General features: G+C 44.3%; 19 protein-coding genes. 9 read left to right on the plus strand and 10 right to left on the minus strand.

Features of this window, described 5'->3' with window-relative positions:
- The first annotated feature begins 63 nt into the window (after nucleotides 1-63).
- From L4D05_RS05945 to L4D05_RS05960, 4 genes are all read left to right on the plus strand, one after another.
- Nucleotides 64-627, plus strand: coding sequence for a DUF1415 domain-containing protein (locus L4D05_RS05945; protein ID WP_428793323.1), 564 nt, complete (start codon nucleotides 64-66; stop codon nucleotides 625-627).
- A gap of 172 nt (nucleotides 628-799) precedes the next feature.
- A complete protein-coding gene (locus L4D05_RS05950) occupies nucleotides 800-928 on the plus strand; it encodes a hypothetical protein (protein WP_265673225.1) in 129 nt (42 codons plus the stop codon).
- Nucleotides 929-1,101: 173 nt separating this feature from the next.
- Entirely contained in the window at nucleotides 1,102-1,365 is a 264-nt protein-coding gene (locus tag L4D05_RS05955; protein WP_428793324.1) for a hypothetical protein, read from the plus strand.
- A gap of 433 nt (nucleotides 1,366-1,798) precedes the next feature.
- A complete protein-coding gene (locus L4D05_RS05960; protein WP_265673227.1) occupies nucleotides 1,799-2,371 on the plus strand; it encodes a nucleoside triphosphate pyrophosphohydrolase family protein in 573 nt (190 codons plus the stop codon).
- 791 nt (nucleotides 2,372-3,162) lie between these two features.
- Here L4D05_RS05960 and L4D05_RS05965 read toward each other — a convergent pair.
- The gene (locus L4D05_RS05965; RefSeq protein ID WP_428793325.1) at nucleotides 3,163-7,347 is read right to left on the minus strand and encodes a hypothetical protein; all 4,185 of its coding nucleotides are present in this window, start codon (nucleotides 7,345-7,347) and stop codon (nucleotides 3,163-3,165) included.
- A gap of 480 nt (nucleotides 7,348-7,827) precedes the next feature.
- Here L4D05_RS05965 and L4D05_RS05970 point away from each other — a divergent pair, with 480 nt between their 5' ends.
- Nucleotides 7,828-10,587: a glycoside hydrolase family 2 protein gene (locus L4D05_RS05970; protein WP_428793326.1), complete on the plus strand. Its 2,760-nt coding sequence runs from the start codon at nucleotides 7,828-7,830 to the stop codon at nucleotides 10,585-10,587.
- Nucleotides 10,588-10,918: 331 nt separating this feature from the next.
- Here L4D05_RS05970 and btuD read toward each other — a convergent pair whose 3' ends face one another.
- The 9 genes from btuD to L4D05_RS06015 all read right to left on the minus strand — a co-directional run bounded on the left by btuD (nucleotide 10,919) and on the right by L4D05_RS06015 (nucleotide 19,297).
- Nucleotides 10,919-11,674: a vitamin B12 ABC transporter ATP-binding protein BtuD gene (btuD, locus tag L4D05_RS05975; RefSeq protein ID WP_428793327.1), complete on the minus strand. Its 756-nt coding sequence runs from the start codon at nucleotides 11,672-11,674 to the stop codon at nucleotides 10,919-10,921.
- Nucleotides 11,658-12,656 carry a vitamin B12 ABC transporter permease BtuC gene (gene btuC / locus L4D05_RS05980; RefSeq protein ID WP_428793328.1) on the minus strand — a complete coding sequence of 333 codons (999 nt, stop codon included), beginning with the start codon at nucleotides 12,654-12,656 and terminating at the stop codon, nucleotides 11,658-11,660. Before btuC ends, btuD begins: the two co-directional genes overlap by 17 nt.
- Nucleotides 12,657-12,700: 44 nt before the next feature.
- Entirely contained in the window at nucleotides 12,701-13,729 is a 1,029-nt protein-coding gene (locus L4D05_RS05985; protein ID WP_428751069.1) for a succinylglutamate desuccinylase, read from the minus strand.
- Nucleotides 13,730-13,940: 211 nt separating this feature from the next.
- Nucleotides 13,941-15,737: a M3 family oligoendopeptidase gene (locus L4D05_RS05990; protein WP_428793329.1), complete on the minus strand. Its 1,797-nt coding sequence runs from the start codon at nucleotides 15,735-15,737 to the stop codon at nucleotides 13,941-13,943.
- Nucleotides 15,730-16,347, minus strand: coding sequence for a histidine phosphatase family protein (locus tag L4D05_RS05995; RefSeq protein WP_428793330.1), 618 nt, complete (start codon nucleotides 16,345-16,347; stop codon nucleotides 15,730-15,732). The genes L4D05_RS05990 and L4D05_RS05995 overlap by 8 nt, the downstream gene beginning before the upstream one ends.
- A 19-nt stretch (nucleotides 16,348-16,366) precedes the next feature.
- On the minus strand, nucleotides 16,367-16,918 hold the full coding sequence (cobU, locus tag L4D05_RS06000) for a bifunctional adenosylcobinamide kinase/adenosylcobinamide-phosphate guanylyltransferase (RefSeq protein ID WP_428793331.1): 552 nt from the start codon (nucleotides 16,916-16,918) through the stop codon (nucleotides 16,367-16,369).
- A 15-nt stretch (nucleotides 16,919-16,933) separates the two neighbouring features.
- A complete protein-coding gene (locus tag L4D05_RS06005; RefSeq protein ID WP_428793557.1) occupies nucleotides 16,934-17,716 on the minus strand; it encodes an adenosylcobinamide-GDP ribazoletransferase in 783 nt (260 codons plus the stop codon).
- Nucleotides 17,717-17,754: 38 nt separating this feature from the next.
- Nucleotides 17,755-18,783, minus strand: coding sequence for a nicotinate-nucleotide--dimethylbenzimidazole phosphoribosyltransferase (gene cobT / locus L4D05_RS06010; RefSeq protein WP_428793332.1), 1,029 nt, complete (start codon nucleotides 18,781-18,783; stop codon nucleotides 17,755-17,757).
- A 229-nt stretch (nucleotides 18,784-19,012) separates the two neighbouring features.
- Entirely contained in the window at nucleotides 19,013-19,297 is a 285-nt protein-coding gene (locus L4D05_RS06015; RefSeq protein WP_428751074.1) for a hypothetical protein, read from the minus strand.
- A 378-nt stretch (nucleotides 19,298-19,675) separates the two neighbouring features.
- Between L4D05_RS06015 and L4D05_RS06020 the strand changes: the two genes are divergently transcribed.
- The 4 genes from L4D05_RS06020 (at nucleotide 19,676) to L4D05_RS06035 (ending at nucleotide 25,536) form a co-directional block, all read left to right on the plus strand.
- A complete protein-coding gene (locus L4D05_RS06020; protein ID WP_428751075.1) occupies nucleotides 19,676-20,563 on the plus strand; it encodes a sigma-70 family RNA polymerase sigma factor in 888 nt (295 codons plus the stop codon).
- Nucleotides 20,564-20,703: 140 nt separating this feature from the next.
- A complete protein-coding gene (locus L4D05_RS06025) occupies nucleotides 20,704-21,387 on the plus strand; it encodes a Rossmann-fold NAD(P)-binding domain-containing protein (protein ID WP_428793333.1) in 684 nt (227 codons plus the stop codon).
- Between the two features lie 160 nt (nucleotides 21,388-21,547).
- Nucleotides 21,548-22,918, plus strand: coding sequence for an L-cystine transporter (locus L4D05_RS06030; RefSeq protein ID WP_428793334.1), 1,371 nt, complete (start codon nucleotides 21,548-21,550; stop codon nucleotides 22,916-22,918).
- Between the two features lie 377 nt (nucleotides 22,919-23,295).
- On the plus strand, nucleotides 23,296-25,536 hold the full coding sequence (locus L4D05_RS06035; protein WP_428793558.1) for an FUSC family protein: 2,241 nt from the start codon (nucleotides 23,296-23,298) through the stop codon (nucleotides 25,534-25,536).
- Nucleotides 25,537-25,545: the final 9 nt, after the last annotated feature.

The following is a 25,545-nucleotide window of genomic DNA, read 5'->3' on the forward strand; positions in this document are numbered from 1 at the left end:
TTATTAGCGAAACGTCTTCAGCGATCATATAATCCGATTTAAGAATTTTATCGGTAGAGTGTTATGTCGTTACGAGAAGAAATTGTCCACATTGAAGGGCAAGTCCAACAATGGTTAAAAGAGGTCGTAATCGGGCTAAATTTATGCCCTTTTGCTGCAAAACCAGAGCGCAATAAGCAGATCAAGACCTTTGTCAGCTTAGCGAATAAAGAAGAAGGACTGCTAGAGGATATTTTGGGAGAACTCATGCTATTGGAGCAAACTGAGCCCGAAGACCTCGAAACGACTTTGGTCGTTGTGCCTAACATGCTTGATGACTTCATGGACTACAACTTCTTTATCGATTGGGTAGAAGCGCTCATTAAGCAAAATGACTGGGAAGGCATCTATCAAGTGGCTACCTTCCATCCAAACTACTGTTTTGGTGGTGCCGAACCTGAAGACGCAGAAAACCTAACGAACCGTTCCCCTTATCCTATTTTTCATTTAATTCGTGAAGCGAGTATGGCAAAAGTACTTAAGCACTACCCGGATCCAGACGCCATACCCGATAACAATATTGCCCGTGTCAATGGCCTTAGTGAAGTTGAGCGTAAAAAACTATTCCCATATCTATTTGTCAGCTAACTCGACCGATAGCCGTTAGCTTGACAGTATTCGTTTCTTTAGAGATGAATACTGTCAACGCTGGCATAACAAGAATGAGTGAAGACAGCAAAGTAACATTGCGATAATAGCGATTTCATCGTAACCAAGTGAGTGATAATTTCTCAGTATTCACCTATTAGAGACTATCGTTATGAAAGCTTGGATCAAATTTATTCCACTCGTATTACTTATCACCTACTGCATCACCTACGACGTCATGGATTCAATGCAGCACAACGATGCAAATACCCCATCTCAACAAGTGATTGCCAGCGATTAATCCTCGCCTTAGCGCATAAATGCAGATGCTCAACACCCGACTCACGCTAGTGTGTCATCGCCCGCCATAAAGGCTTTACAAACGCTCACAAATTTCACTATTCCATATGGTGATAGGTAAAGTAATAACTGTTACCATCTCGCTCAAAAGTCGTGTGCGACAATGGAGCAATCATGAAAATGTCTCTTGCTATTTTTATGCGTAATGAAGACAGCGGTATTGAGCTTGCGCGCAGCAATGAGGTCAGCGAAAACGAATTATTGGCGCAGTGGCATGCGATTCCACAAGCAAAACGCATCACAAGCCATTTTTTAGTACTAATGAGCGGGCACGAGCACATTAACGCAAAATTTATTGACGACCCAGCGCTCAATCAGCTGCTTCATTTGTGGGGAAAATTCGACAGCTTTTACCAAGACCTATCGGAATGTGGCTAAATCACAACGTATTTACATTCGGTTTTTAGAAGGCAAACATCATCAAGTAAAAAGCCACCTCTTTCGAGGTGGCTTTTTGTGACGAATCGGGACCCTAATTCCAAAACGTCGTTTCCAAAAAGTACGTGTACCTTTTGAAACTGGCTGCCTAACAAAAGCCATTCACCGCCTGTCAGACATTAACCATAAACAACCGAGCGGTCACCACTCCATCATTTTAATCTAATAAAAGTATATGACGTGATAGCCTCACAAGCAAAACCTTGTAAAATATCAATCACTTTGTATATAAACCTTATAGAATCGCCACTAATTTTACAAGGTAAAATTAGTCACAGAGTGTGTCTTCTCCTTCACGATGCTAACTTAATCTAGCTATAACGAAACGCGTTTGATAGGATCACAAGCATTGTTGCCTAACGAATAATTATCAATGAAACTAACAAAACTGACACCAGAGATTTTTGCCCACCTTTATCGTGATATCACTGAGTTTCGTGCCACGTTCGACTTACCGGTTAACGCACCCGAGACACTAGACGACGCAGCCGATACGCTGCACAGCTCGCTAGCTATCGAGGAGATGACGGAGCTTGCAGAAGCCGATTCAAAAGTAGAACAAGCTGATGCCATCATCGACTCTGTTTACGTATTGATGGGGCGACTGGTGCACTTAGGTGACGACAAAGTCGAAGCAAACGTAGCCATTAGCTATTTGATTGAATTGCTACTGCACGTGGCAGCGAATCGCAACATCGACTTCATCAAGTGCTGGGATGAAATCCATTCCAGCAACATGAGCAAAGTTTGTCGTAACGAACAAGAATACGCAGAAACAGAAGCGCATTATGCGACCCAAGGCATCACTTTGATGGCGGTTCAAAAAGGGGCTTACGTTATTGCTAAGTGTGCGGAAGACTTCGTGTCCGATGCTAAAACCATCCGTAAAGGCAAAGTACTCAAGTCGGTTTACTACCGCCCTGCTGACTTAGCACCGATCGTATAACGTTTACTGCAAGTAAGTTTGTAAGAAAGGGCCCTGCGGCCCTTTTTTTATGCCATCTGTTTGGAAGTTTAATGCTGTAGCTCATTTTTTCTCAAAAGCGCTTCTGAATTAGCAACTAACACATCCCAACCATTCGTCATTCCTTTGAATGAAAGGAATCTACTTGACGCTTGCTACATGCACCGACAGAATCGCTTGGTGATCACAACAATTTTATGGTTAAACCAACAAGCTTTTAGACCAAAATGAGTCATTGATTTTGCTAGTTTAACTATTAATGAATTAGTTCAGTATGGCAGGAACTCTGATACTAAGTCTGACAGCAGCTGATTCGCACATAATACCCAAGGTTTTGATATGGCAGCGACTAGGCTTAGATAAAAGAAGATTATGGCAAGTTCATGGGTGGTGAGTGCTACCATCTCAAAGGCTTACTAGAATACACGGTTTAGAGATGAGCTAACTCTCACAAGATCCCTCCTTCTCTCAGACAGATAATTAGTGTCCCTTGTTTAACCAGAATCGCCCGGTAATAGCCAAATGTATCACTAGCTCTTTCAATGTTGTTTCGTCGGACCTTTGCAAGTAAAGTGACAGAGTGTTCCTGTCTAAATAAAATGCTAATTGACCTATTTTTTACTGGAACTATTGAATAGTTTGATGCCATCAATATTGTTGGCATCAAACTAATATTTAGTTTTAACTTTTACTCCTAAAGCATTTCGTCTTTACATGTACAGCCCTTATCCAGCATTTTATGTATTGGATTGTAGACTGGACACATGGTCAGGTTAGTCTTTACATTGGTTCCAAATCTCCCAGACTGATGTCGCTAACTCTGGTGACTTTTCTTGATGATGTTTATTCAACAAACCTTTGTGTTTTTCTGCTGCACCATAAGGGCCACCTAAGTTGGGGTTATCTCGATATGCCATCCAAGACATAGCCGTTAGGCCTGCATCGATTAAATCCTGTCGCTGTTCACAGAACTGCTTAGCAACATACTCTTGGGCTCCTGACCAGCTAGTTATCTCTTGAGCATCTTGTGGTTTTTCAAAATCACGAAGTGAACCAGGATGTTCAGACACCATGAGGTAATCTAATCGAACGGGACGCATAAATTTACGTCTCAGATAATTACTAAATCGAATCACTTCATCTTTAGATTTAAATGCCTTTTCGGCCACGGTACCGTGAATAAGGTACTCTCGATCCCACACGAGTTGTTCATGAGGAGTGCTGGTGTCCTGAAAGCCATGAGTGCTATCTGTCGAAGCTGCCATTCTTTGGGTTGCAAAGCAATCGGCATTTGGCGCAGCATCTTCCAATGACTTGGGAATATAGTTGTGAAAGTCCCAGGATCCTGCAAACAAGCAAACATCAATATCATTACTATGGAGAATATTCATCGCATCATTCATCAGCTTACTGTAGCCAGGCCAATTCTTTAAATTGCCTCCTGGAGCATTGTATTCTGCCTCGATACTAATCAATGTATTCGTATTAGCTCCTGGGTTCGCCATTTTACGAGCATCTTGAATACGTGCCGCGAAATTTTGAATATAGTCCAGATATTTGGCTCTTTCAGAGTCACTGGGGATACTTGGGTTATCGCCAAACTGGAAACTAATGGCCTGAAACAGTTTTCCATCATTATAGATATCACTTAATAATTTGGTATCCAGCCACTCATTCCAAGCATTATCTGGCGTCAACCATGAGGTGATATAGTCGGTTTTAAACCCATCTCTGTTGTAGATATGAGGTGCATTGATCCAATTGCCATCATTATCTTTAAAGGTGACATCACCAATACCTTTAGCGATCCCACTAGATGCACTCAGATAGGCTGGTTTCACTAGGGTATCGTTCCACTCTTGAATCGAACGCCCATCTTGGTTAACCGCAATCACACTGACAAGGCCTTTTAACTCGCCCTCTCCGTTAGTGGATATGCGCACTTGGTGAACGTTTTCTAAATGCTGTCCAGCGTTAGTTTCTATAACAGATTGTACATTGCTCGAAAATAACACTCTTGCATAAATGGGTACATTGGAATCAAAAGATACTATGGCATCTGTGTCGCTTAATTCAGTTACCGAAAAGTTGCTTATCTCAGGAAGAGCAGTTTTGTCTGGTGTTTCGAAACCAAATAGATCCATGCCACTGATGCCACCCCAACCATAAGCGTCCATGTTACCTTTGGTTGCATCTAATATTTCGACATCAACATATTCGGTTGGCATGGTAAAGCTTTCGCTGAGGTCAAGGGTTTCCCAGGGCCCCGTAGGCGTGCCTTCACTTTCAGCCTCATCTACCGTTGTTGATGTGAACGCGGAAGGATTAAGTGTTATGGACTGACCGTAGGAATTGGTCAATTTCATTTCCTTCACCTGGCCCCATGGCAAGTGACCATGCTTCATCGCAAGCTGAGTGACAATAGCCGGTTTGGCAAGATTGAGCCTGAACTCAAAACCTGTCAGGGTAAACGCGCCAGCCCCCATATCTGCATTGCGTTCAAATAACCAATAAAGCGGATTTTTTCCATCTTCAATTACATCAGTGGTCGCCGTTACCTCCAGTACGTTAGGTTGTATTTCTACCTCCGGAATATCCGGGGTTTCTGCACCACAATTGAGATAGTCTTTGACATTACTAAACTCCAGTTTAGCGTCCCTATGGGCAAATACTTTACTGGCGTTAACGGCGCCAGTAAATTCCCATTGAAACCCAAGATATACATTGTCAGCGGCAGAAAGTGCCGTATCGACAAAAGTTGAAGTATTGGAGTGACCCGCCGCATGTTTTAAGTCATTGATAGAACTATTGGAGTGTATCCATATCGGAGATAATTTTTCATTATTACCAACAACCTTAAACTTGTGAGGAATAATAAGGGGCGATTGATTATCAAAAAAGATACGCACCGGGCCTTCTCCGGCTGTCTCGAAATGAACCTGGTTTCTTTTGTCACTGTCTTGCCACTCTTGAATGAAATAATCACCAGAGCCAAAAGTGACCTTAGTACCAGAGTCAAAATCTATGGTACCTATGCGCATGCCTTCCGGCGGTGCAGTTAAACGTAGGTTTGCCTGATATTGAGAGCGCAACCTTTCATAATTGCTCGCTTTGAACTCTCCGTGTGTAATATTCTCGTGTGTACTACCATTTACTGGTTTAGGGATATTAAACCTCCCAATAGAGACTATATGGCTATTGTCTCGTACGCGACATTCATGGCGGGAGCTAGGTTGGTCATGAGCACGATCACACCCATTCACGACGGCTCTATCGAACTTTCTAAAGTCACCAGCATAATCTGGAACGTCTCCTAAATAACCGTCCCCTTGACCATGGAAGTTAAAGAGGTTTTTTGTTGGTAATCGTCCTGTACCCGTACTGGTTTGGGCAATATTGGTCTTCCAGTCAATAATAATTCTGCCGTTCCCACTTGTTTGCAGTACATCATCAAACACTCGCTCACAAGCGATGGGTGGGATCCTGTCATCTGGGGGGAGAACCCCTCCCCCGGGGTGGGTGATCTTGAGCTCAAATTTGGACTGCTTATGCGTTGACCATACCTTATTGCCTTTTTTAGACTGCACTGGAGCAACAACACCTTCAATATTCCTGTTGCCAGCCTGAATGCCGGGTATATTTTTTTCATTAATCCTTTTTGCCAGCTCAAACGGCCATTGGAGCATGTCTCCCTTATTTGCTTCTTCTACCTTAAACTCAACCTGATAAAGTTCGCCTTTATGATCAATCGTTGCCTTCACAACCGCGCCAACCTTAAGCGAAGTGCTCGCCGTTATCTCATGTATGTTATGCAGTTTTAATAGGGTGATAACCTTAGCCTTTGCACTCTTATCCTTGCTCCAGATATCATTACCGCTGACACTTCTTTCTGGTATTGGGTCAGCCTGGCCTTCTTGTTTTACGCCAGCCTTTACCTTACCCCCGCCATTTTGGTTAACAACCTTGGCAAGCTCCATTGGCCAATAATCGGCTTCACCCATAAAGTCGTCTCTAATGCGAAAGTCAAATTTTTGCTTCTCGTTGTTAGTGGCATTTTCAATGATGGCCCTCGCGATGTAGTTGGCTTCTAATTTAGTGCCGACTATGCTACCCACTTTTTCCCACCCTACTGGAATACCGCCGCCATTGTCATTCATATCACAAGAACTAAATTTATCAGCAACATCAACGAATTTTAGGTTTTCTTGGTTATTTTCCAGCTCGATATTTGGCGCGTTAAAGCCACCGGAAAGCCCTATTGTTTGCCCATTGGGGTTATGGTCACTATTTGCACCAATCTTTATCGAACTGGCAGAAGAAAGCAGCGTATTTGCAGTAATGAAGTTAGTTTGAGTATTAATACTATCATTTACATGCAAGAGTATTGGGCTGTCGGTTGAGCCTAAGATTTGGGTGTTATAGGCTGCACTGTACGCGCGGTTAACAAATATCCTTACTGGTCCATCACCGTTTGATTTTATAATCGGATGAGGCGACTCATTTGTTAACTCTCCTATATAATAATCTCCAGATGATAGTGTAATGGTCGCTCGATATTGTAATGAGAGCTGACCTATTATCATTCCATCGCTGGGGGCGACCAAGCGTGTTTCACTGCGCATTGGCACGCTGACAGATGCGTATTTTTTACCTGTTAGCTCACCTGAATTAGATATCTTCTCGCCTCCGTCAGCACTGGGAATGACAACGCGATCTATTGACTTAACATCACCGTCTCCCACTGCAATGCATTCACCGCCATCACATTTCACCCCATACTTTATTACATTTTCATCGCCAAATTTTGCAACCGGTAATGTGGCGTCACCATTCGCTGTTTTTATGTCGGTTGTCCAGCCTAACTTTAACGTGCCACCATTGACTGTTTGAAATATATCTGGAAAAACTGCACTACAAGGCTGTGCGCTGACCATTGTCGATACCAGCGTGATAGACATGAAAGCGCTTGGAATTAAAATGGCCAATCTTTTTTTTCTATAGCAATTAAAAGGCATTATTCTTCATCTTATTATGAGTTAAAGTACATTCGATGTGATGCAATCGAGTTATTTTTTGGTCACCTACATTTAAAAGTTATTTATAGGTAGCAGTGCAATAAGTAACTTTGAAATAAACGGGTCATTATCAGCGTGTTATGTCCAAAACATTTACCTTATAGAAGATTAAACATGAACGTTATTAAACCAACCATTAATAAGTCACAAGAACCACCTCTAAGCCATTGATGCAAAATCACACAAAGGAAGACTAGCGAGAAAATCATACTAATACAAATCAGAAACCGTAGTAATTTTGCTGCAGTCTTTGATTGTTAATCCATTTAGATGTAATGCAAAGTTATTATCAATATCAAATTTTCTTTTGATATTGATAACTGTAACTATTAAAAGAAGCTTGCTTCTAAATGAGAAGATAATATGCTTATTAAAAAACCATTTACTTCGCCCATGCGTGTGATATTCACTGGCATCTCAATTATATTTAATTTGAATGTTAGTGCGACTGAAACTCCCCTCCCGACCGATAAATTAACGTTCGATAGCGGATATAAAAAAATAGTATTCCAAGACTTTGAAAATGAATCGAGCTACCGCCTAAGCCATAAGGGAACTCGGGGAGGCTGGGTGCACAGGGGAGGGCCTGAAGGCGAGTCTAACGCGGTTCGTTTAACCCCGTTTGGCGGTAAAAATGGAGGTTGGCAACCCGCTGAAGAAGACCGATCCATTCATATATTCCCAAAGGAAGATGCGTTTGATGCTAGCTCAATGTCCCATTTACGCTTTGATATCAAGGATACTGATAATAACAACAGTGCCTGGGTGATGTTAAAGGATTGCGGAGGTCAAACAGCATCAAGCTGGACTGACGACAAAGCAGTTAAAAACCAATGGACCTTGATGAGCCTGGAGCTAGATAAGCACTTCAAGGGCAAAATAGACCTGAGTTGCCTCAAAGAAGTCATCGTCGGTGAGCACTGGAGTGGCGATTATTTTATCAGCCAGGTTCACTTTCTAAAGGAAAAAGGAGAGGAGCCAGACTACGGAAAAGCCCCTCCGGTTGCTAAGAAAGACGGCTCTGTCAATATCCCTGTACCAAATGTAAAACCCTTGCCTAGCAACAGCCACACAAGTGTCAAGCCAGTGAGTAAAGGCAGCTTTCAAACATTCTTTCAAAATGGGCATGTTATCCCTTCTTTCGATAAACATAAGGGGCGTGAGTACATTAGTTTGGACGGGGATTGGCGCTACCAATACGCGGGCAATATGGACACGGATAGCTTAAGTTTAAAGCCAAGAACAAATGAGATTATCAAAAAACTGCAACGGGAAGCGGGAGACAAGCTAAATGCTGATTTTGATGACCATAACTGGGAGACCAGCCAAGTTCCCATGCCGATTAACAAATCAGGCTATAAGATCAATGATTATAACGGCAATGGCAATGAGGATGGGTTGAAACCAAGTGATTCCATGAAACAGTATGGTGGAGCCTGGTACCGTAAACAATTTCACTCTGACGGGGAATGGAAAGGGAAAACAGTTAAACTGAATTTTCACTCTGTCAGCTACACGGCTGACGTTTGGTTAAATGGCCACTACCTTGGTCATCATAATGTTGCTCACTTGCCCTTTAGTTTTGATGTGGGTGAGCATTTGAACCAAGACGATGTGAATACTTTGCTGGTTAGGGTTGATAACAAGCAAACCACCACAGCCACCCCAGGTATTAATGACCCCATCTATTTCCCCCCAAAGCGTTCAGACTGGTGGACCTATACTGGTGTTTTACGTCAAGTCTACCTAGAAGTAAGCAATACACTTCATATTGCACGCGCTGATGTCAGACCCATTGACATCCAAGGCAGAGTGGAAATTACCACGACACTTAACAACAAGGGCGTTAGTGATGAAAGGATAACTGTCGAGCATAATATCTATCAGGCCAGCGTAAATGAAAACAACATCTTGTCTGAGTTTGCTGATGATTTAAAGGACGGAGTGGTTGAAAGAAAAGCCATAACTCACACCGTAAAACCAAACCATGTTGGTATAAACCGAACCAGCTTAACTCTACCTAATGTGCGCTTATGGTCGATGAAAACGCCTAATTTGTATGTTCTTGAATCCACAGTGATGAAAGGTGGCGTTATACTGGACAAGTATCAGACTCAGTTTGGGGTGAGGACGCTTTCCACGGAAAAACACAATATTCATCTTAACGACAAGGTCGCGCCCTTCCTAGCCGGCATTGGCCGAACAGAGGATCACAAGGTATACGGCCCATCAATGCCGAATAAGGTCATTCTTGATGACTTAAAGATAATTAAGCACAAGTTGAACGCAAACTTTGTGCGCACGGGTCACTTTCCATCAAATTTGAACACTAACTTATACGCCGATCGTTTAGGGTTAGCTATTTGGGAAGAAATTCCCGTTTATTGGGTAAGTGAAAAGCGTGAATTTGACAAAATTATCAGACAGGGACAAGCACGTCAGATGATACAACAGATGGTACTATCAAACTATAATCGTCCTTCGGTTTGGTTTTGGGGCACCATGAATGAATCCGGTGACCAGACGGGCAGATTAGAGCTTCAGCAGCAACTTAAGCAAGCGGTTCGACCATTTGACGACACCAGATTAATTGCACAAGCCATCGCGACCGAAGACCGAAGCCGGGATGCAAGTTTAGAAGCGTCTGATGTAGTAGGCTTGAATCTCTATGATGAAACTCACCACAGAAGATTCGATCCTGGCAATCAGCATACCAATTTTGACCATTTAAAAGAGCAGCAAGGTGAAAATCTGGATCTAAGGCGCAGCAACCATCCAGATAAACCCATTTTGATCACAGAATTTGGACGATGGAGTTATGACAATAATTATCTGCAAAATGACCAGGCCGAGGTGTTTAGTCAAGCCTTCAATCAAGTTTACGCCAAAAGAGCAGCCTGGTTATTGGATCCTGTATCCGGTAAAGGTGTATATAACCCTGAGGGCCCCGTTGCCGGCGCCACTTGGTGGACCGCATTCAATTGGTTTTCTCCCGAGAGTGAAACAACTCAAACCATGGGCGTGATCCAAATGAATCGAACCATGCTCAAACCTATTGCTGAAAAAATGTCTAAAAGCTATCAACAGTATAACAGTGTCGATACTGGGCATCATTACGAATGATAGAACCTGAATTTTGATATTTTAACTAATTATCAAATAGTTATATTGATTCAATTAAAATAATAAGGGCTACCTTCTTTGAAAAAGGATACGAAAGTAATCAAAGTTAAAAAGGTAACCCTTAGAGGTCTAAAGGTCTCGTAAGGCTTTCTCAACATCAAATAGTTGAATCATATGTCTATCTGTTTTAGGAACTGGCCTGAATTGACACCGTTATAACGATAGTACAGACTGAAGCTAACCAGTACGCTAGATTTGCATTTCCCAGAACGTAGCCATCTTAACTGTGTTCGTTGTCACCTTTAATGCAACCAACCAAACCGTCGCCACCTTACTCATCAAAAAGTAAATAATCCCGTTGATTGATCTTCACCCGCTGCACTTGGGTTGAATAAACGTCACTCACGTTCTCTTCCGTCAATACGCTGCGGCTATCGCCTTGCTGTACCAACACGCCGTTGTTGAGCATAACGACGTGATCAGCTCGCTTTAGCGTCACGTTCAGATCGTGGTTGGCGACGACGACCGAGGTACCCTGTTGGGTAATCCGCGCGATCATTTCGTGCAGATATTTTTCTTGGCCTACATCAAGCGGTGCTGAAGGTTCATCAAGGATCAGTAGCTTGGCAAAGGGGTTGATGGGCTTCCAAATCTGTAAACAACACGCCGCTAACCTCACTCGTTGCCATTCACCGCCAGACAAGTGATGAACGGTTCGAGTTAGCATTGACGTTAAGTTTAACAACTGAGTGATCTCTTCTACCGCTGTGTTGATCGCAGCACTTGAGGTAGCACAGCTTGGGATGGAGAGCGACAAATATTGATAAACAGGCATATTAAAAGCCGGACGCGATGACTGGTTTAGGTACGCACGCAGCAAAGAGAGATCCGCCAATGACAGCGTTGCCATTGATACATTATCAATGGTTGCTTCCCCTTCTGCACTCAGTACACCAGCCAACGCCGATAAAAAGGTGCTTTTACCACTACCATTGGGGCCGATAACATGCGTGACTTTACCTTGAGGAATCCTCACCGATAACGGTAATAAACGCGTGCCCACCGCTAAATTATGAACCTGTATCATGACTCTTTACCAACATCCAAATAAACACAGGCGCACCAATTGTCGTCGTCATCACGCCAACGGGAAGTTCAGCAGAGTCAAGCACAGTGCGAGCTAATATGTCTGAAACCACCAGTAACGCGGCACCAGACACCGCAGACAGTGGTAGTAAGTAGCGGTTCTCAGTACCAAAAGCGAGACGAAGTAAATGAGGAATGACCAAACCAACAAAGCTGATCACCCCACCTAACGCGACCGAACCACCCACTAATAGCGACACCGCAAGTATTAACTGCCAACGAATACGGTGTACATCAACACCCAGTTGCTGCGCATGCACTTCGCCAACCATGAGCTTATCGAGCACAGAGCCCTTAGCACACAGCCATAACGCAACCGGAATCATAATCAACGTCAAGCTGTGTTGGTACCAACTCACCCCGCCTACGCTGCCCATCAACCAATACATTAATTGGCGAATACTTAAGTCATCACTAAAATAAAAGGCCCATGTCACGACAGCACTCGATAAAATACCCAGCGCAACACCAACTAATAATAGACGAGTCGTGGTGAGACGCATGGCGCGTGCCATGCCAACTAGAAGCAACGTGAAGCATAACGCCCCGCCTACCCCTGCTAACATAAATGCTAAAGGCGTTGCAGCCACCGGAAGGATAAACAACACCAACACCATACCTAGGCTGGCTCCGCCCGAAATACCCAACACGCCGGGCTCTGCCAGTACATTGCCCAGCAGCACTTGCAATGCCGCACCAGAAAGCGCCAATGCAGCACCAATCGCCGCAGCGGCAAGTAAGCGAGGCATCCTTAAGTCATACAGTAGTCGCGACTCAAGTGCGCTATTGGGAGAAAATGGATTAATTAAGATTTCACCTACTGAAAGGTGAAGAAAAGCACAACCTAGCAAGACGCTGCTCATCGCAATAATTAAATTACGCCAACGTCTCTGGTTTCTATTCAGTAACTGATTGAATTTCATAAGAGGAGCATAACAGTGGCGCTAAAATACGCCACTGTTTTTTGTTAATCGTAGACGAGTTGGTCATCCTCGTAGCGAATCGCGACTTTAACGACCATTAATGCCGCGCGCTGACCAATTTCAACATTGCGGTTAGGAAACACAATCGCTTCATTGTCATTTTTCGCCATCAAAGGCTTATCGCCATCATGACCAAATACTTCACCGTGTTTAAACTCAGTGAAATTAGCCACCTGTTCATCAAACAAAAAGTCAAAATCTTCATGATGACGAGCAATGGTTCTGGAGACACGATACATTATCGAAGGTTTGGCGATATGCTCGGCCGTCTCATCCGAAAGTAGGTCCCTTGTTGCGATATCAAACGCAAGTAATTTATCGAGATCATTTTCACCAATTTTGGCAACACGACCCAACTCCATCGTTAGTGCCTGAGCGGCAAAGTTTTCAGCGGAGTACCAGCTAAATGTGCTCGATGGTGAGTTAGAGAGTAGTACCGCATCAATATGTGCGCTAGCTACGTAATCAAACAAAGCTTGGCTACGAACTGGATGGCGAGTCTTAGGACTCACTACAAAGGAATAATGCGCCGATTTACGTATCGCACAATGCAAATCTAAATGCCAGCGCTGAGACTCTAATGTACCTTGATAAAACGCCGTCACCTGAGACTTAAGATGCTTAGCAATAGCAACTTCGCGGTTCATCGGATGCGAACGTTCATCGAAGAGTCGATTTAAGTTTTCATCAATGTAACGAGTGTGTTTATTCGTCGACTCTGGATGAGCGATAATAAACAGGCATCTCGATCTCAAAGTAAGAAAACCAGATTCGATGTCTTCCACCATCTTGTCGACGAGTTCCATGGGCGCAGTCTCGTCGCCATGGATACCACAAGAGATGATGATATGTTTCGTGTCCTTATTGACCGAACACGGTGTCACTTCCAACATTCCACGGTGAGTAAGATCCATTTTGATACCGGCATCGGTCACCATGGATTTTGCTTGAAACTCAATATGGGTTTCTAACGTATCTTTAAGAAATGATTGGCGAAAAAACGATTTCGTCATGCGCTGCTCCCTATCTGACAGCGGTATGGTAATGAATCAGAGCGTAAATTTATACTGAGATGATCGCGTTTATCGAAGTAAATCGCGTTTAGAGAGACGAAAGACTTCAATTTGGACACAAATCGCCCCTATAAATACAACCAATTGAGTTGGTTAGCCGCGCTTTGGTTCAATACCGTCCACGGTAAATGGCGTATTCATTGCCACCCTATTACAAAAGGGTGGCTAATAATGTTTCAAACTCATCCACTTTTTGTTCCAACCTTGCCATGCTCTCCTGCCAGAACTCAGGTTGCGTTAAGTCGCGTCCCATATGCTGCGATACCACCTCTTCGGCCAAGAAGGATCCCGTATCTCTAAGTAATGAGACATAATCGGAATAAAATGCTTCCCCTTTCACTGAGCGTTGTGCATATACCCCTAGGCTAAACAAGTAGCCAAACAGATAAGGATAATTATAAAAACTTAACTCAGAGATACTAAAGTGAAGCTTACTCGCCCAAAAATACGGATCCTGCCCTTCCATGGAATCCCCGTACCAGGCTTGCCAAGTATCTGACATCAGTTGGCACAGCTGCTCTGCATCCAGTTCATTGCGTTCACGTGCTCGATAAAATGCTTTTTCAAACTCATAGCGAACAGGGATGTTGATGGTCAATGCATAAGCTGAAGAAAGCTCTTCCCATAACATTTCCAACTTTTGCTCTGGGCTTGTCGCATGGCTAAGCAAGTAATCTCTAACAATATTTTCAGCAAAAATAGACGCAGTTTCGGCCAAGGTCATTGGATAACGAGTACGACAAAGCGGTAAGTCTCGCATCACCCAGTTATGGAAGGCATGCCCAAGCTCATGCGCTAAGGTCAGCAAATCTGAGCGGCTGCCTCCCCATGTCATGAACACCAACGGCGTACGCGTTGCCGCCAATTTGGTACAATAGGCGCCTAAGCGGCGATTTTCTGATGGTTGCGCATCAATCCATCCGTTATCAACCATAGTCTGAACAAACTCTGCCATCGCGGGTTCAACGGTAGCGAAAGCGGCTTTAATAACATTAATGCCCTCTTCAAATGTGTAGACTTGTGGCTCAGTTTTCCCCAACGCAGGCATAGCGGCAAGGTGGTTCCACGGTGTCATCGCACTACCGCCATGAACCTTAGCCATCAATCGACCCGCGCGCTGACCAATGTGCTTGTTCGACTCGGCAACCGACATCATCGCATCGAGGGTTTCGCGCTGAATACGATTCTCCCTTAAACTGGAATCTAAGAAATGTTCCGGTTGGTGAGAAGAGCGCTTCTTCGCTTCCGACAGTCGCCAGCCTGCCAAAGCATTCAAAATGGCGGCGAAGGAATGGCAATGTTGCGCCATTGCGCTCTGAATGCCTTTCCACGCGGCTTCTTGCTTGGCAAACTCACTGCCGTAAAGCAAACTCGCCGCTTGAGAAAAACCGATAATCTCTTGCTTATCATCGCACTCTATTGTGATTTGAAGTGCGCCGGTGATGTTATCGTAAAGCCGTCCCCACGCGTCTCTACCGTCCACCTGCATCGCAGACAATAGCTGCTCTTCCTCTATACTTAATTGCGTTTGCGCCTTGCGCTGCAACAGCTCTATTTGAAAACCTTGCCCAGCAACACAAGGATCTATATGATCCAAAACCTGCTCAATAAAGGGGAAGTCAGCCAACGCTAGGGTGTTTTCATACGGGGTAAACGCCTGCTCTAGTTGAGAGCTCAGTTGGGCAATGCGTCCAATGAGTTGCTTAGCTTGAGTATTCATAGCATTGGTTGAAGCCGCACACGTCGCTAGCGTATTTACCGTTGCTAACAGTGTACTTGCGGCTGACTGCGTTTGAATCGCGTTCTGCATCGCAATCACTTGCGCTCGCTCGTCTTGATAACTTTCAAGCAGCTCAATCGAACGTTGAATTAATACGATATCTTGCTCTATTTTTGGATCATCTAATCCACTATAGGCAATCGTCAGATCCCAAATAGCTTTAGTCATCGTTAGGTCCTTTTATCGGCATACCGATCGCTTTGATCAATACATGCTCTGGAAATTTAGGGTTAATTTGAATATGTGTCAGTGAGCCGTTTTGGATAGATAAGGTCGAATACCATTTCGCATTCGTCCAATCAAGATCTAGAAGGTGGGCGAGAATCATTCTAATGACCCCACCATGCGTCACGACTAAGGTGTCTTGTTTTTGTGTAGCCAGTGACTCCCAATAACCGACAACACGAGTGTGAAAGTCACTGAGTGATTCTGCGTTAGGCAGCCGTATTTGAGCTGGCACTGTCCAAAATGGTTCAAGCATTTGCCACTCTTGCGTCGACATCGTATCAAAAGGGACACCATCAAGATCCCCAAAGTACATTTCGCTAAGTTCAGGCGCCACGCATAACGGCAAGGCTTGTTGGTGCGCATATTGCTCGGCAACGCTGTGACAACGGACTAAGGGTGAAGTAATCACCTGCCTTAACCCTAAGGATAAGGAGCCCAAGTTAGCCGCTATACGATCATTCTCTTCACAAAGTACTGAAATATCCGTATGACCATAGAGCGCAGCCTTTCCGGTCACTTTACCGTGCCTTAGTAGATAAATATTAATCATTGAATTAGCCGTTCCGTGCTCACTCACTCTCCGGTTTTAACGTAAGCGGTAACCCAGCTGCCACCAACACCACTTGCTGTGCAATACGTGCCAGAGCCTGATTCATCCTGCCTGCATTATCCACAAACAAACGCGACACCGCCCCCATAGGTACGACCCCCATCCCCACTTCATTTGAAACTAGAATCACATGGGCGGAACATTGCTGCAGGGCAACCACTAACCTTTCAATTTCTTGTTCTAGACTCTGATTGCTACACGACGCCCCTTGATGATAAATCACATTGTTTAACCAAAGCGTTAGGCAGTCAATCAGTACCACATCCGCTGAATCAAAACGGTCAAGTTGCGAGACAAGATCACAGGGGCACTCCCATTCTTTCCAACCTTCGCCTCGCTGCAGCTTATGATGTTTGATCCGGCTTACCATTTCATCATCTAAGGCTTCCGACGTAGCCACATAATGTCTAGTGCGTGGTTTTGACGCTTGCGACGCGAGTGCTTTGACTCGGTTTTCCGCAAAGCGTGATTTTCCCGAGCGCGCACCACCTAAAATAAGTTCTATTGGCATAGTAATTACCGCCTATTACCCTAAATATACCAGCAAAGCGAGATAGATCAGCAACTCCATAATTTGCTGCGCTGCCCCCAAGCAATCCCCTGTATAGCCACCAATTCTAAGCTGTAACCAGCGTCGAAATAAGACATGGAACACCACCGCGATAACAAAAACGATTAAAGTGAAATCGATACCTATGAATAAAGCGGGTAGAACACCGCAACCCGCTAGAAACAACAGTTCGCTTGGGCGTTGTGTATTGGCAAGTGGTTTGCTTTTGCTGCCATCTGGGTCAGAGACGTATGGCATCGTTGATATAAATGACGCGGCGACGGCTCGACTAGTGGTATAAGCAACGATCCACACCGCGAACATGGACGTAATAGCCGTTAATTCAACTAATGTGACGAACTTGACAAGCAGCCCCATCATCAGTGTCGCCGCACCATACGTGCCTAATCGGCTGTCCTTCATAATGGTTAAGCGTTTGTCTAGCGTCATCCCACCGCCAATACCATCCGCCATATCGGCCAACCCATCTTCATGAAATGCCCCCGTTAGAAGCAAACTCACGACCATAGTCATTACAATTGACACCGATGACGGCAACACCATATTCAGCAGTTGGTACGCTATCGCGCAGATCAGCCCTAGAAGCAGACCAACCAGCGCAAAGTAGCGCCCAGAACGATTCATTCGCTCTGTGGAATAAGGGGTTGAAGCAGGGATGGGAAGACGAGAGAAAAAACTCAAAGCCAAGCAAAATAGTTGCCACTGAACCAATAGCCACGAAGAACGCGGATCTTTTATACCACCACCCTCGCGATTCTCGACATCCCTTTTATCACTCACACCGTCACTCCGGCACTTTCAAAGCTGGCCATATGATTATAGAAATCGACCGCGCATGCCAGAAGCGGGTATGCCAGTGCAGCGCCTGTGCCCTCCCCTAATCGAAGAGACAAATTCAATAACGGACGAGCTTGCATGCGCTCCAACACCAATTTGTGTGCCCCTTCATCCGAGCGATGAGAGAAGATCATGTAATCGCGAGTTTCTGGAACCATTTGGGTCGCAATTAATGCCGCAACAGAAACGATGAACCCATCAACCAATACTGGGATTTTGTGCTCGGCTGCACTAATAAACCCGCCCACCATATGAACAATCTCATGGCCTCCAACTTCACTCAGTACTTCCATGACTGATTTGTCTGCGCAGCGCTCAATTCCGAGCTGAACCAAATGACGTTTTCTAGCAAGTTGGTCTAGAGTAATTCCGGTACCAAAGCCTACGCTTTGTTCCACTGGCACTTGGGCAATACTCGACAGCAATGCTGAAGCAGAGCTCGTATTGCCAATGCCCATCTCACCAAAAATCAGTAATTCACATCCCGCCTTTACTTTACGAGTGACGATTTCGCTGCCGCTAGAAAGCCCTTGCGCCACTTGCTCCATCGACATCGCCGCCTGAACGGAAAAGTCATGGGTACTTGCTGCCACACGACTAACAATTAGGTCTTGGGAGTCGCTCTCTACCGCGGCCAACATCCCGCAATCCACAACGGAAAACGCTAAGTGATTGGTTCGACAAAAACAATTAATCGCAGCGCCACCGGCTAAAAAATTAAGCACCATTTGCTGCGTGACTGAACTTGGCGCGATACTCACACCTTGATTGGCGATGCCATGGTCCCCAGCAAAGACAATAACAGACGCTGCATCAATGGAGAGCGACGACACAAACTTACCGGTTCGATTACTTTGGATCTGGGCAAGCTGAAACGCCACGTTTTCTAGCGCACCGAGAGCACCGAGTGGTTTGGTTTTTTGGTCGATTCGATGTTGTATTTGCGCGTCAAACTGTTTATCTAACATAGATCCATTCTTGTTATCGATATGATGGGAGTCAGTTTCGCTATCTGACTGAAGGCTAAAGCGAAACGACAGTACTTTTGTGGCAAACAGTGTACTGGTTCAACCTAGGTAAACCAAGGTGAATAGATAAGTTTCTGTTAACAAAAAGTCCTCGATGAACGAGGACTTTATTAACAATAAAATGTGAACATGGCATTAGAAGTAATGCACCATTTAAATTACAGGATCTTCAACTTGGTTGCTGCAATTCACTAAAGAGCAGTGCTAAGCTTTCTTGCGACACTTTCGATGACTCCATATGGCATGCATCACAACCATCCGTCGCCCCAGAACACACCTGTCTCATCATAATTTGGTCTAGGTTTCTAATTCCCGCTTTGCTGTCAGCTTCAATCGATTTAAATATGTGGCAACGCTCCGTATTTGGCGCATCAACCAACCCGACAATGGAAACACCTTGTGACTTTGCCAATACAAGGAGTTCTTCCAGTTTTTGTTGAAGTTGTTCGTTCATTGATCTATCTACCTCTACGCCACTGTGAATAACAAACACATTTTGACTAAAGTCTAATGCAGTTTATGAATGTCACAACCTTAACCTTGTAAAACTGTAGCCATGTCATATTTTGCTGTTTGAATGCGTTCGCTCCCCTCGCATTAAGGAGCAAAAACCAACAAGAGCGAACAATAGCGATAATAACAATGAAATCAATAGGCTATATAGCCGTGTCGAAGTAATTAATTCGCAGCGTGAATAGCTAATTCTGACAAATATTTAATTGTAATTTGTTTTATCTTTGCTGTAACGTAAGAGTACAGCGTACAGTGAATGCAGCATAAACCAAATAATAACGGTATTCATATAATAACAAGCATTAAGAAAGGACTCTCTATGGGTAAAGTAGACGCTAAGGATAGCCAAGCAACAACACGAAGTGACGATGGATTTAACATCGGTACCACTTATTTCAAAGAAGTCTCTCATCATGACTTGCTCAGCGCTGAAGATGAACGACATATTGCCCGAAAAGCTCGCGCAGGCGATGCCCTCTCCCGACAAAATTTGATCAATGCCAATCTACGCTTAGTCATCCGAACTGCGAAACGCTATACCGGCCGAGGTGTGGATTTTTATGACCTCATCAATGAAGGCAACATCGGCTTGATCCAAGCCGTAGACAAATTTGACCCAGAGCTTGGTTTCCGCTTTTCTACTTACGCCGTATGGTGGATTCAACAATCCATCGATCGTGCGATTATGAACCAAGGGCGTACGATTCGCGTTCCAGTTCACGTGACCAAGCAAATTCGAGAATGCAGTAAAGCAGAGAGAGAACTCAGAAAAGAAGGCAAACACGAGCCAACCTCGTCAGACATTGCCACTCGTACTGGACGCTCCCCTGAAGACGTGAGCAAGCTGCTTAAGTTGTCTGAACAGTCCCTATCTTTAGACAACGGGTGGGATGACGACGGTGAAAGTAAAGACCACTTTCAAACCATTGACGATGACGATGTTTTCGAACTCCCAGAGCGCGATATTGTCAATCAGGACCTTAATAAAGCCTTGCTTGGCTTAGTCGATAGTTTACCCGAGAAACAACGCGTCATCCTTTATCATCGCTTTGGTCTACTTGATGACACCCCAAAAACCCTAGAGGAAGTGGGAGAAATCGTTGGCGTCACGCGAGAACGGGTACGTCAAATACAAAAAGGTGCCATGGACATTCTAAAAGAAAAGCTGCATCGCCAAAACTTAACTAAGGAAGAAGTTGTCGAGTAACGCTTTGGTTGGATTGATACTAATTAGCTGATTATTTTGAATTAATTAGCTAATTATTTTCAACGAATTTAGGTTAAATCACAGCATAATGGCAAAATGTTCTCTATAGTCCCTGATAGCTTATATCGAAGGACTTTTTTATGGCTCAACATTTCAACGTGATGATCGCAGGGGCCTCAGGTTTGGTCGGGAGTAAACTGTTATCACTGCTTGAGCAGACCCCACATATACAATCCATTTACGCCTTGTGCCGCTCACCAATAGACACCCCATCCGATAAAACCACAACGCTATTGGATGGCGCACTGCGCATCACCGACTCAGATCGGCTTCACCCCTTGCCAACATTAGGCTTTATTTGCCTAGGAACCACGTTAAAACAAGCAGGAAGCAAAGCCGCCTTAGAGAAAATAGATTATGAACTGGTGTGTGATGTCGCCCAAACCATGAAAATGGTGGGCATTACTCACATCGCTGTAGTCTCCAGCCTTGGCGCATCGCCACGATCACTCTCCCACTACCTAAAATGTAAAGGTCGCGTAGAAAAACGAATAAATAGTATGGGCTTTCAGCGAGTTGTCTTTGTCAGACCGGGGCCGCTCGCCGGAAGAACAAAAGACATCCGACCTGACGAGACCGCTGTTCAAAGTTTATTCAAAATTATCAATCCACTCATGGTGGGGCCGTTAAGAAAGTTCGCACCGATCTCGGCAGAGTCTGTGGCAAAGGCGATGCTTTACAGTTTGATAAACCAAGATGAGACCCCATGTGCTGTCTATGATTCTGCTAATATGCGTGACATGCTCGCTAAATATAACCATTAAATATACTCATCTCTTTTTGATATAACTATTTGCACTAACTAATGACGTTTATTTATTGTTAACGATTACACTAGATCGGTAACTTAGCGCGTTCGAATCCTGAAACCCTATATATAAAAGGGTTTTATAAAAGCTAAAATATAGATAAAGGACGCTTATTATGTCAGTCGCTGTTATCGCCTCACTCGCGGTATTTTTGGGCATACTTTTTTTCTTGTATGGACAACAGAAAAAAGAGAACACACTTTCACGCCTAGTGCTATTTGGACTGGTGCTGGGTAGTGCCTTCGGTTTAGCACTTCAACTGATATTTGGTGAGGGTAATGAAGCCATTGCCGCTACGCTAGAGTGGGTGAATGTCGTTGGCCGCGGCTACGTTGGCTTACTAAAGATGGTCATCATGCCATTAGTACTTGTCTCCATGATTGCCGCTGTAGTCAAGCTTGAAAAAGGCGGGTCACTAGGCAAAATTAGTGGCCTAACTATTTCTGTTTTACTTGTTACTACCGCTATTTCTGCCGTGGTCGGTATCGCCGTAACTCAAGTATTCGGTTTAACCGCTGAAGGACTCGTAGAAGGGGCTCGCGAAACCGCACGCATCGCCGTGTTAGAGAATCGAATCGACCGTGTAACCGATCTCAGTATCCCTCAAATGTTGGTGAGCTTTATTCCAACCAACCCATTTGCAGATCTTACTGGTTCTCGCTCTACTTCTATTATTGCGGTCGTCATCTTTGGCGTTCTTACTGGTATTGCCGCTCGTAAAGTAATGGCGGAGAAAGAAGAGCTCGAATCTCCTATTCGTACTTTTGTTGAAGCGACTCAATCGGTTGTTATGCGATTGGTTAAAATGATCATGGCGCTCACACCCTACGGTATCGCGGCGCTTATGGCTAAAGTTGTTGCCACGTCGAGCGCTGGCGATATCTTAAGCTTACTTGGGTTTATCGTTGCTTCTTACGTTGCGATTCTGCTTATGTTTGTTGTCCACGGTTTCTTGGTGTCACTGGTTGGTGTAAGTCCAAAAGAGTACTTCCAAAAAATCTGGCCAGTGCTTACGTTTGCGTTCTCATCACGTAGTTCAGCCGCAACGATTCCACTTAATGTTGAAGCGCAAGTGACTAAGCTTAACGTGCCACCAGCAATAGCTAACCTTTCTGCGTCGTTTGGTGCAACAATTGGTCAAAATGGCTGTGCTGGTATCTACCCTGCGATGCTTGCGGTCATGGTGGCACCCTCGGTAGGTATTGACCCAATGGACATCAATTTCATTTTGTCGCTTATCGCTATCATTACGGTGAGTTCATTTGGTATTGCTGGTGTTGGTGGTGGTGCTACATTTGCCGCATTGATTGTTCTTCCTGCGATGGGCTTACCAGTAACGATTGCCGCGCTATTGATTTCTATCGAGCCACTTATCGATATGGCACGTACCGCACTGAATGTCTCGGGAGCGATGACTGCTGGTACCATTACAAGCCGCATACTCAAGAAAAAAGAAGCCAAAGCGCTAAAACAAGCAAACGCTTAGGTTTACCCTCTATTAAGCGGTACTCAGGTACCGCTTAAATCTTTCAACGCTCATTATTAACCTTCCCACCCTCCTGTTCTCACCATCATTTTATACCCACTCACTTTTGCATTGTGCCTTGGTGCATCCTAAAAAGTAATTAATACAATAATTTTCAAACACCTAGAGAAATTACGTCTATACTTTCCGTTATTGCAATCAGTGTTTTTTTGCTTTGAGACTGAATCTCTGAGGAAGAACAATAAGTGGACAGCGTTCCGTACTAAACTCAGTATTCTCAACGCGCGGTAACCCACATTCCTACTGGGCGAGTACCAGTGTCAAGAGTCGCGCGAATCGCAATACTGCTATCAAGGATGATATTGTTTTCAAGGATGATGACTAACAAAACTCTATTTGCGCTTAAAGTCGCAGTCAGCCTCACGTTGGCTTACCTCATTCCTTTTGCTCTGGGCTGGCCTCAAGCCTCAACAGCCGCAACCACTGTCATGCTTATTGCTTGTACAGGTGGTCAAAGGGAATCTTTAGAAAAAGGAACTTTACGTGTTCTAGGGACCATCGTTGGAGCAGTCATCGGACTACTGTTAGTTGGGCTATTTGCGCAAGACCGCTTGCTATATATGCTCAGCGTATCCGTCGTAGTCGCCTTCATTTTTTACCTCCGTAACGCCTACCAAAAAGATCCAACCTTGTTCATGTTAACGGGTGTGATGACACTCATGATGTCTAATGGCGGCGACGCCAATGGCGCATTTCTTTATGGCATCGATCGTGCTCACATGACGATTTTTGGTGTTGTCGTTTATACGCTAGTTGGCACCTATTTGTTTCCCTTCAAAGTGGAGCAAAATCTCCAAGCTTTAACTCAAGAAGTGTTGCGGGCGCAGCGTCAATTATTTACCTCCGTTATCACCCAGCTTCGCGATCATGCCCAAATGACTAGCGTCAACGAGGCTAGTACTAATGAGGCTAGTAACAATAAAACTAGTAAAAACAAGACTGGCACCATAAATGAGAGCTCAACAGACTTCACCGACTTAAAGGAACACATTGATAAACAAGTCGCTGCGTTATTTAGCGCCCAAAATCAATTGGAGCAACGGTTTTCCAGCGTCAGTAAAGAAAGTAGTGACGTCGCAGCCTACTTAACCGAGTGGCGCCTAGCCCTCCATTACAGCAAAAGCATTACTCAATTATTGGTCACTGTATCTCAGGGGTACTTTCACCACGGCAACACACAGCACCTATTAAACGACTATGATGCATTTGTAGAAAATATCGACTCACTTTTCCAGCGCTGCCATGATACTTGGGGGGAAGAAGGCGCGTCATACCGAGCCACTGAAACAAAGATCCAGTTAGACGACCAACAGCTCAATATGGCGGCTCACCTCGATAAAGCGACAACACTTACTTTGGCTTACGCCATGAACCGACTTCATCGCCACCTTTCTCGCCTTGCTGAAACCATTAGTTGTATTGACTCGATCACCAAACAAGTGTCCTTCAAAGAAACACTGCCACCCGCACCAAGTACGTTCATTTGGTGGGACAGTGAGAATTTTAAAACCGCTATCAAAGTCTTTATCACCTATTGGGTATCAAGCGCCGTTTGGATTTTTATCAACCCGCCGGGCGGTTACAGCTTTGTCATTTTTTCGACCATTTTTATGTCGTTGCTGTCGTTTATGCCAATACACCCCAAACTGCTTGCTGGGCTATTCACCTTTGGCTTTATTTTTTCTGTTCCTGCCTACGTTTTCATTTTGCCCCAACTAGAGCTGGGCATTGAATTGGCACTGTTTCTGTTTAGCTATACCTTTATTGGCTTTTATCTGTTTAAAGGCCCCATCACCATCTTTTTTATGTTGGGACTATTTACCCTAGGCATCAACAACACGATGACGTATCACTTCGGAATTATCATGACCATTATGATGCTGTTTTACTTAGTCGTTATGATGATCGTGTTCTCTCACTACTTTCCGTTCTCATCAAAAGCAGAGCATCTTTTTCTCACGATTCGAGAACGACTGTTTCGCCATCAATATCAACTTTTTACTCGCTTACAATCGCCCTCACCATCTTGGCTCGACACATTTGCCATTCCTTTGCATGCAAAAACCATGAATATTGCCGCCAAAAAGCAAACACTATGGGCCAGTAAAATCGACGTCAGCTACTTTTCACAAAACACAACATCATCGCTTAATCATTACACCAAAACCTGTCAGACCTTAGTCGATCACACAAACAATCTACTACTGGCACAAACCACTCTAAAAAATAACCCCTTGATTACTCGGCTTAGATTGGAGCAGCAAGACACCGTAATCCCAAAGCTAATTCAACTACATGCGCTTTATGCAGAAGCGCCGTACGCTGAACATCAGGAAAGAGAGCGCGTATTCTCATCGCTTCATGATGAGTATGACAAAGCGGAATCCGCTATTGAATCATTTTTCCAAGGACTCAATTTGGACAATTACAGCCAAAACGACATTGCTCGTTTTTATGTGTTTCTAAATTTAAAGCGAAATATTTTTGAAGCGCTTATTCAAGTAAATGATGCCAGTCAAGCACTGGCATTCGACAACCTCAAACAGCATCGGTTTTAAGGATGGAAC

This window comes from Vibrio nomapromontoriensis, assembly GCF_050337205.1.
Lineage (GTDB): Bacteria > Pseudomonadota > Gammaproteobacteria > Enterobacterales > Vibrionaceae > Vibrio > Vibrio nomapromontoriensis.

What these genes read in the sequence shown, in the direction of transcription:
- L4D05_RS05945 (WP_428793323.1), top strand. Translation starts at nt 64, where the DNA reads ATGTCGTTACGAGAAGAAATTGTCCACATTGAAGGGCAAGTCCAACAA.
- cobT (WP_428793332.1), bottom strand. Translation starts at nt 18,783, where the DNA reads ATGTTAGATAAACAGTTTGACGCGCAAATACAACATCGAATCGACCAA.
- L4D05_RS05995 (WP_428793330.1), bottom strand. Translation starts at nt 16,347, where the DNA reads ATGATTAATATTTATCTACTAAGGCACGGTAAAGTGACCGGAAAGGCT.
- L4D05_RS05950 (WP_265673225.1), top strand. Translation starts at nt 800, where the DNA reads ATGAAAGCTTGGATCAAATTTATTCCACTCGTATTACTTATCACCTAC.
- L4D05_RS05960 (WP_265673227.1), top strand. Translation starts at nt 1,799, where the DNA reads ATGAAACTAACAAAACTGACACCAGAGATTTTTGCCCACCTTTATCGT.
- L4D05_RS05970 (WP_428793326.1), top strand. Translation starts at nt 7,828, where the DNA reads ATGCTTATTAAAAAACCATTTACTTCGCCCATGCGTGTGATATTCACT.
- L4D05_RS06030 (WP_428793334.1), top strand. Translation starts at nt 21,548, where the DNA reads ATGTCAGTCGCTGTTATCGCCTCACTCGCGGTATTTTTGGGCATACTT.
- cobU (WP_428793331.1), bottom strand. Translation starts at nt 16,918, where the DNA reads ATGCCAATAGAACTTATTTTAGGTGGTGCGCGCTCGGGAAAATCACGC.
- L4D05_RS06015 (WP_428751074.1), bottom strand. Translation starts at nt 19,297, where the DNA reads ATGAACGAACAACTTCAACAAAAACTGGAAGAACTCCTTGTATTGGCA.
- L4D05_RS06020 (WP_428751075.1), top strand. Translation starts at nt 19,676, where the DNA reads ATGGGTAAAGTAGACGCTAAGGATAGCCAAGCAACAACACGAAGTGAC.
- L4D05_RS05990 (WP_428793329.1), bottom strand. Translation starts at nt 15,737, where the DNA reads ATGACTAAAGCTATTTGGGATCTGACGATTGCCTATAGTGGATTAGAT.
- L4D05_RS05955 (WP_428793324.1), top strand. Translation starts at nt 1,102, where the DNA reads ATGAAAATGTCTCTTGCTATTTTTATGCGTAATGAAGACAGCGGTATT.
- btuC (WP_428793328.1), bottom strand. Translation starts at nt 12,656, where the DNA reads ATGAAATTCAATCAGTTACTGAATAGAAACCAGAGACGTTGGCGTAAT.
- L4D05_RS05965 (WP_428793325.1), bottom strand. Translation starts at nt 7,347, where the DNA reads ATGTCTATCACGCTGGTATCGACAATGGTCAGCGCACAGCCTTGTAGT.
- L4D05_RS06035 (WP_428793558.1), top strand. Translation starts at nt 23,296, where the DNA reads ATGACTAACAAAACTCTATTTGCGCTTAAAGTCGCAGTCAGCCTCACG.
- L4D05_RS06025 (WP_428793333.1), top strand. Translation starts at nt 20,704, where the DNA reads ATGGCTCAACATTTCAACGTGATGATCGCAGGGGCCTCAGGTTTGGTC.
- btuD (WP_428793327.1), bottom strand. Translation starts at nt 11,674, where the DNA reads ATGATACAGGTTCATAATTTAGCGGTGGGCACGCGTTTATTACCGTTA.
- L4D05_RS05985 (WP_428751069.1), bottom strand. Translation starts at nt 13,729, where the DNA reads ATGACGAAATCGTTTTTTCGCCAATCATTTCTTAAAGATACGTTAGAA.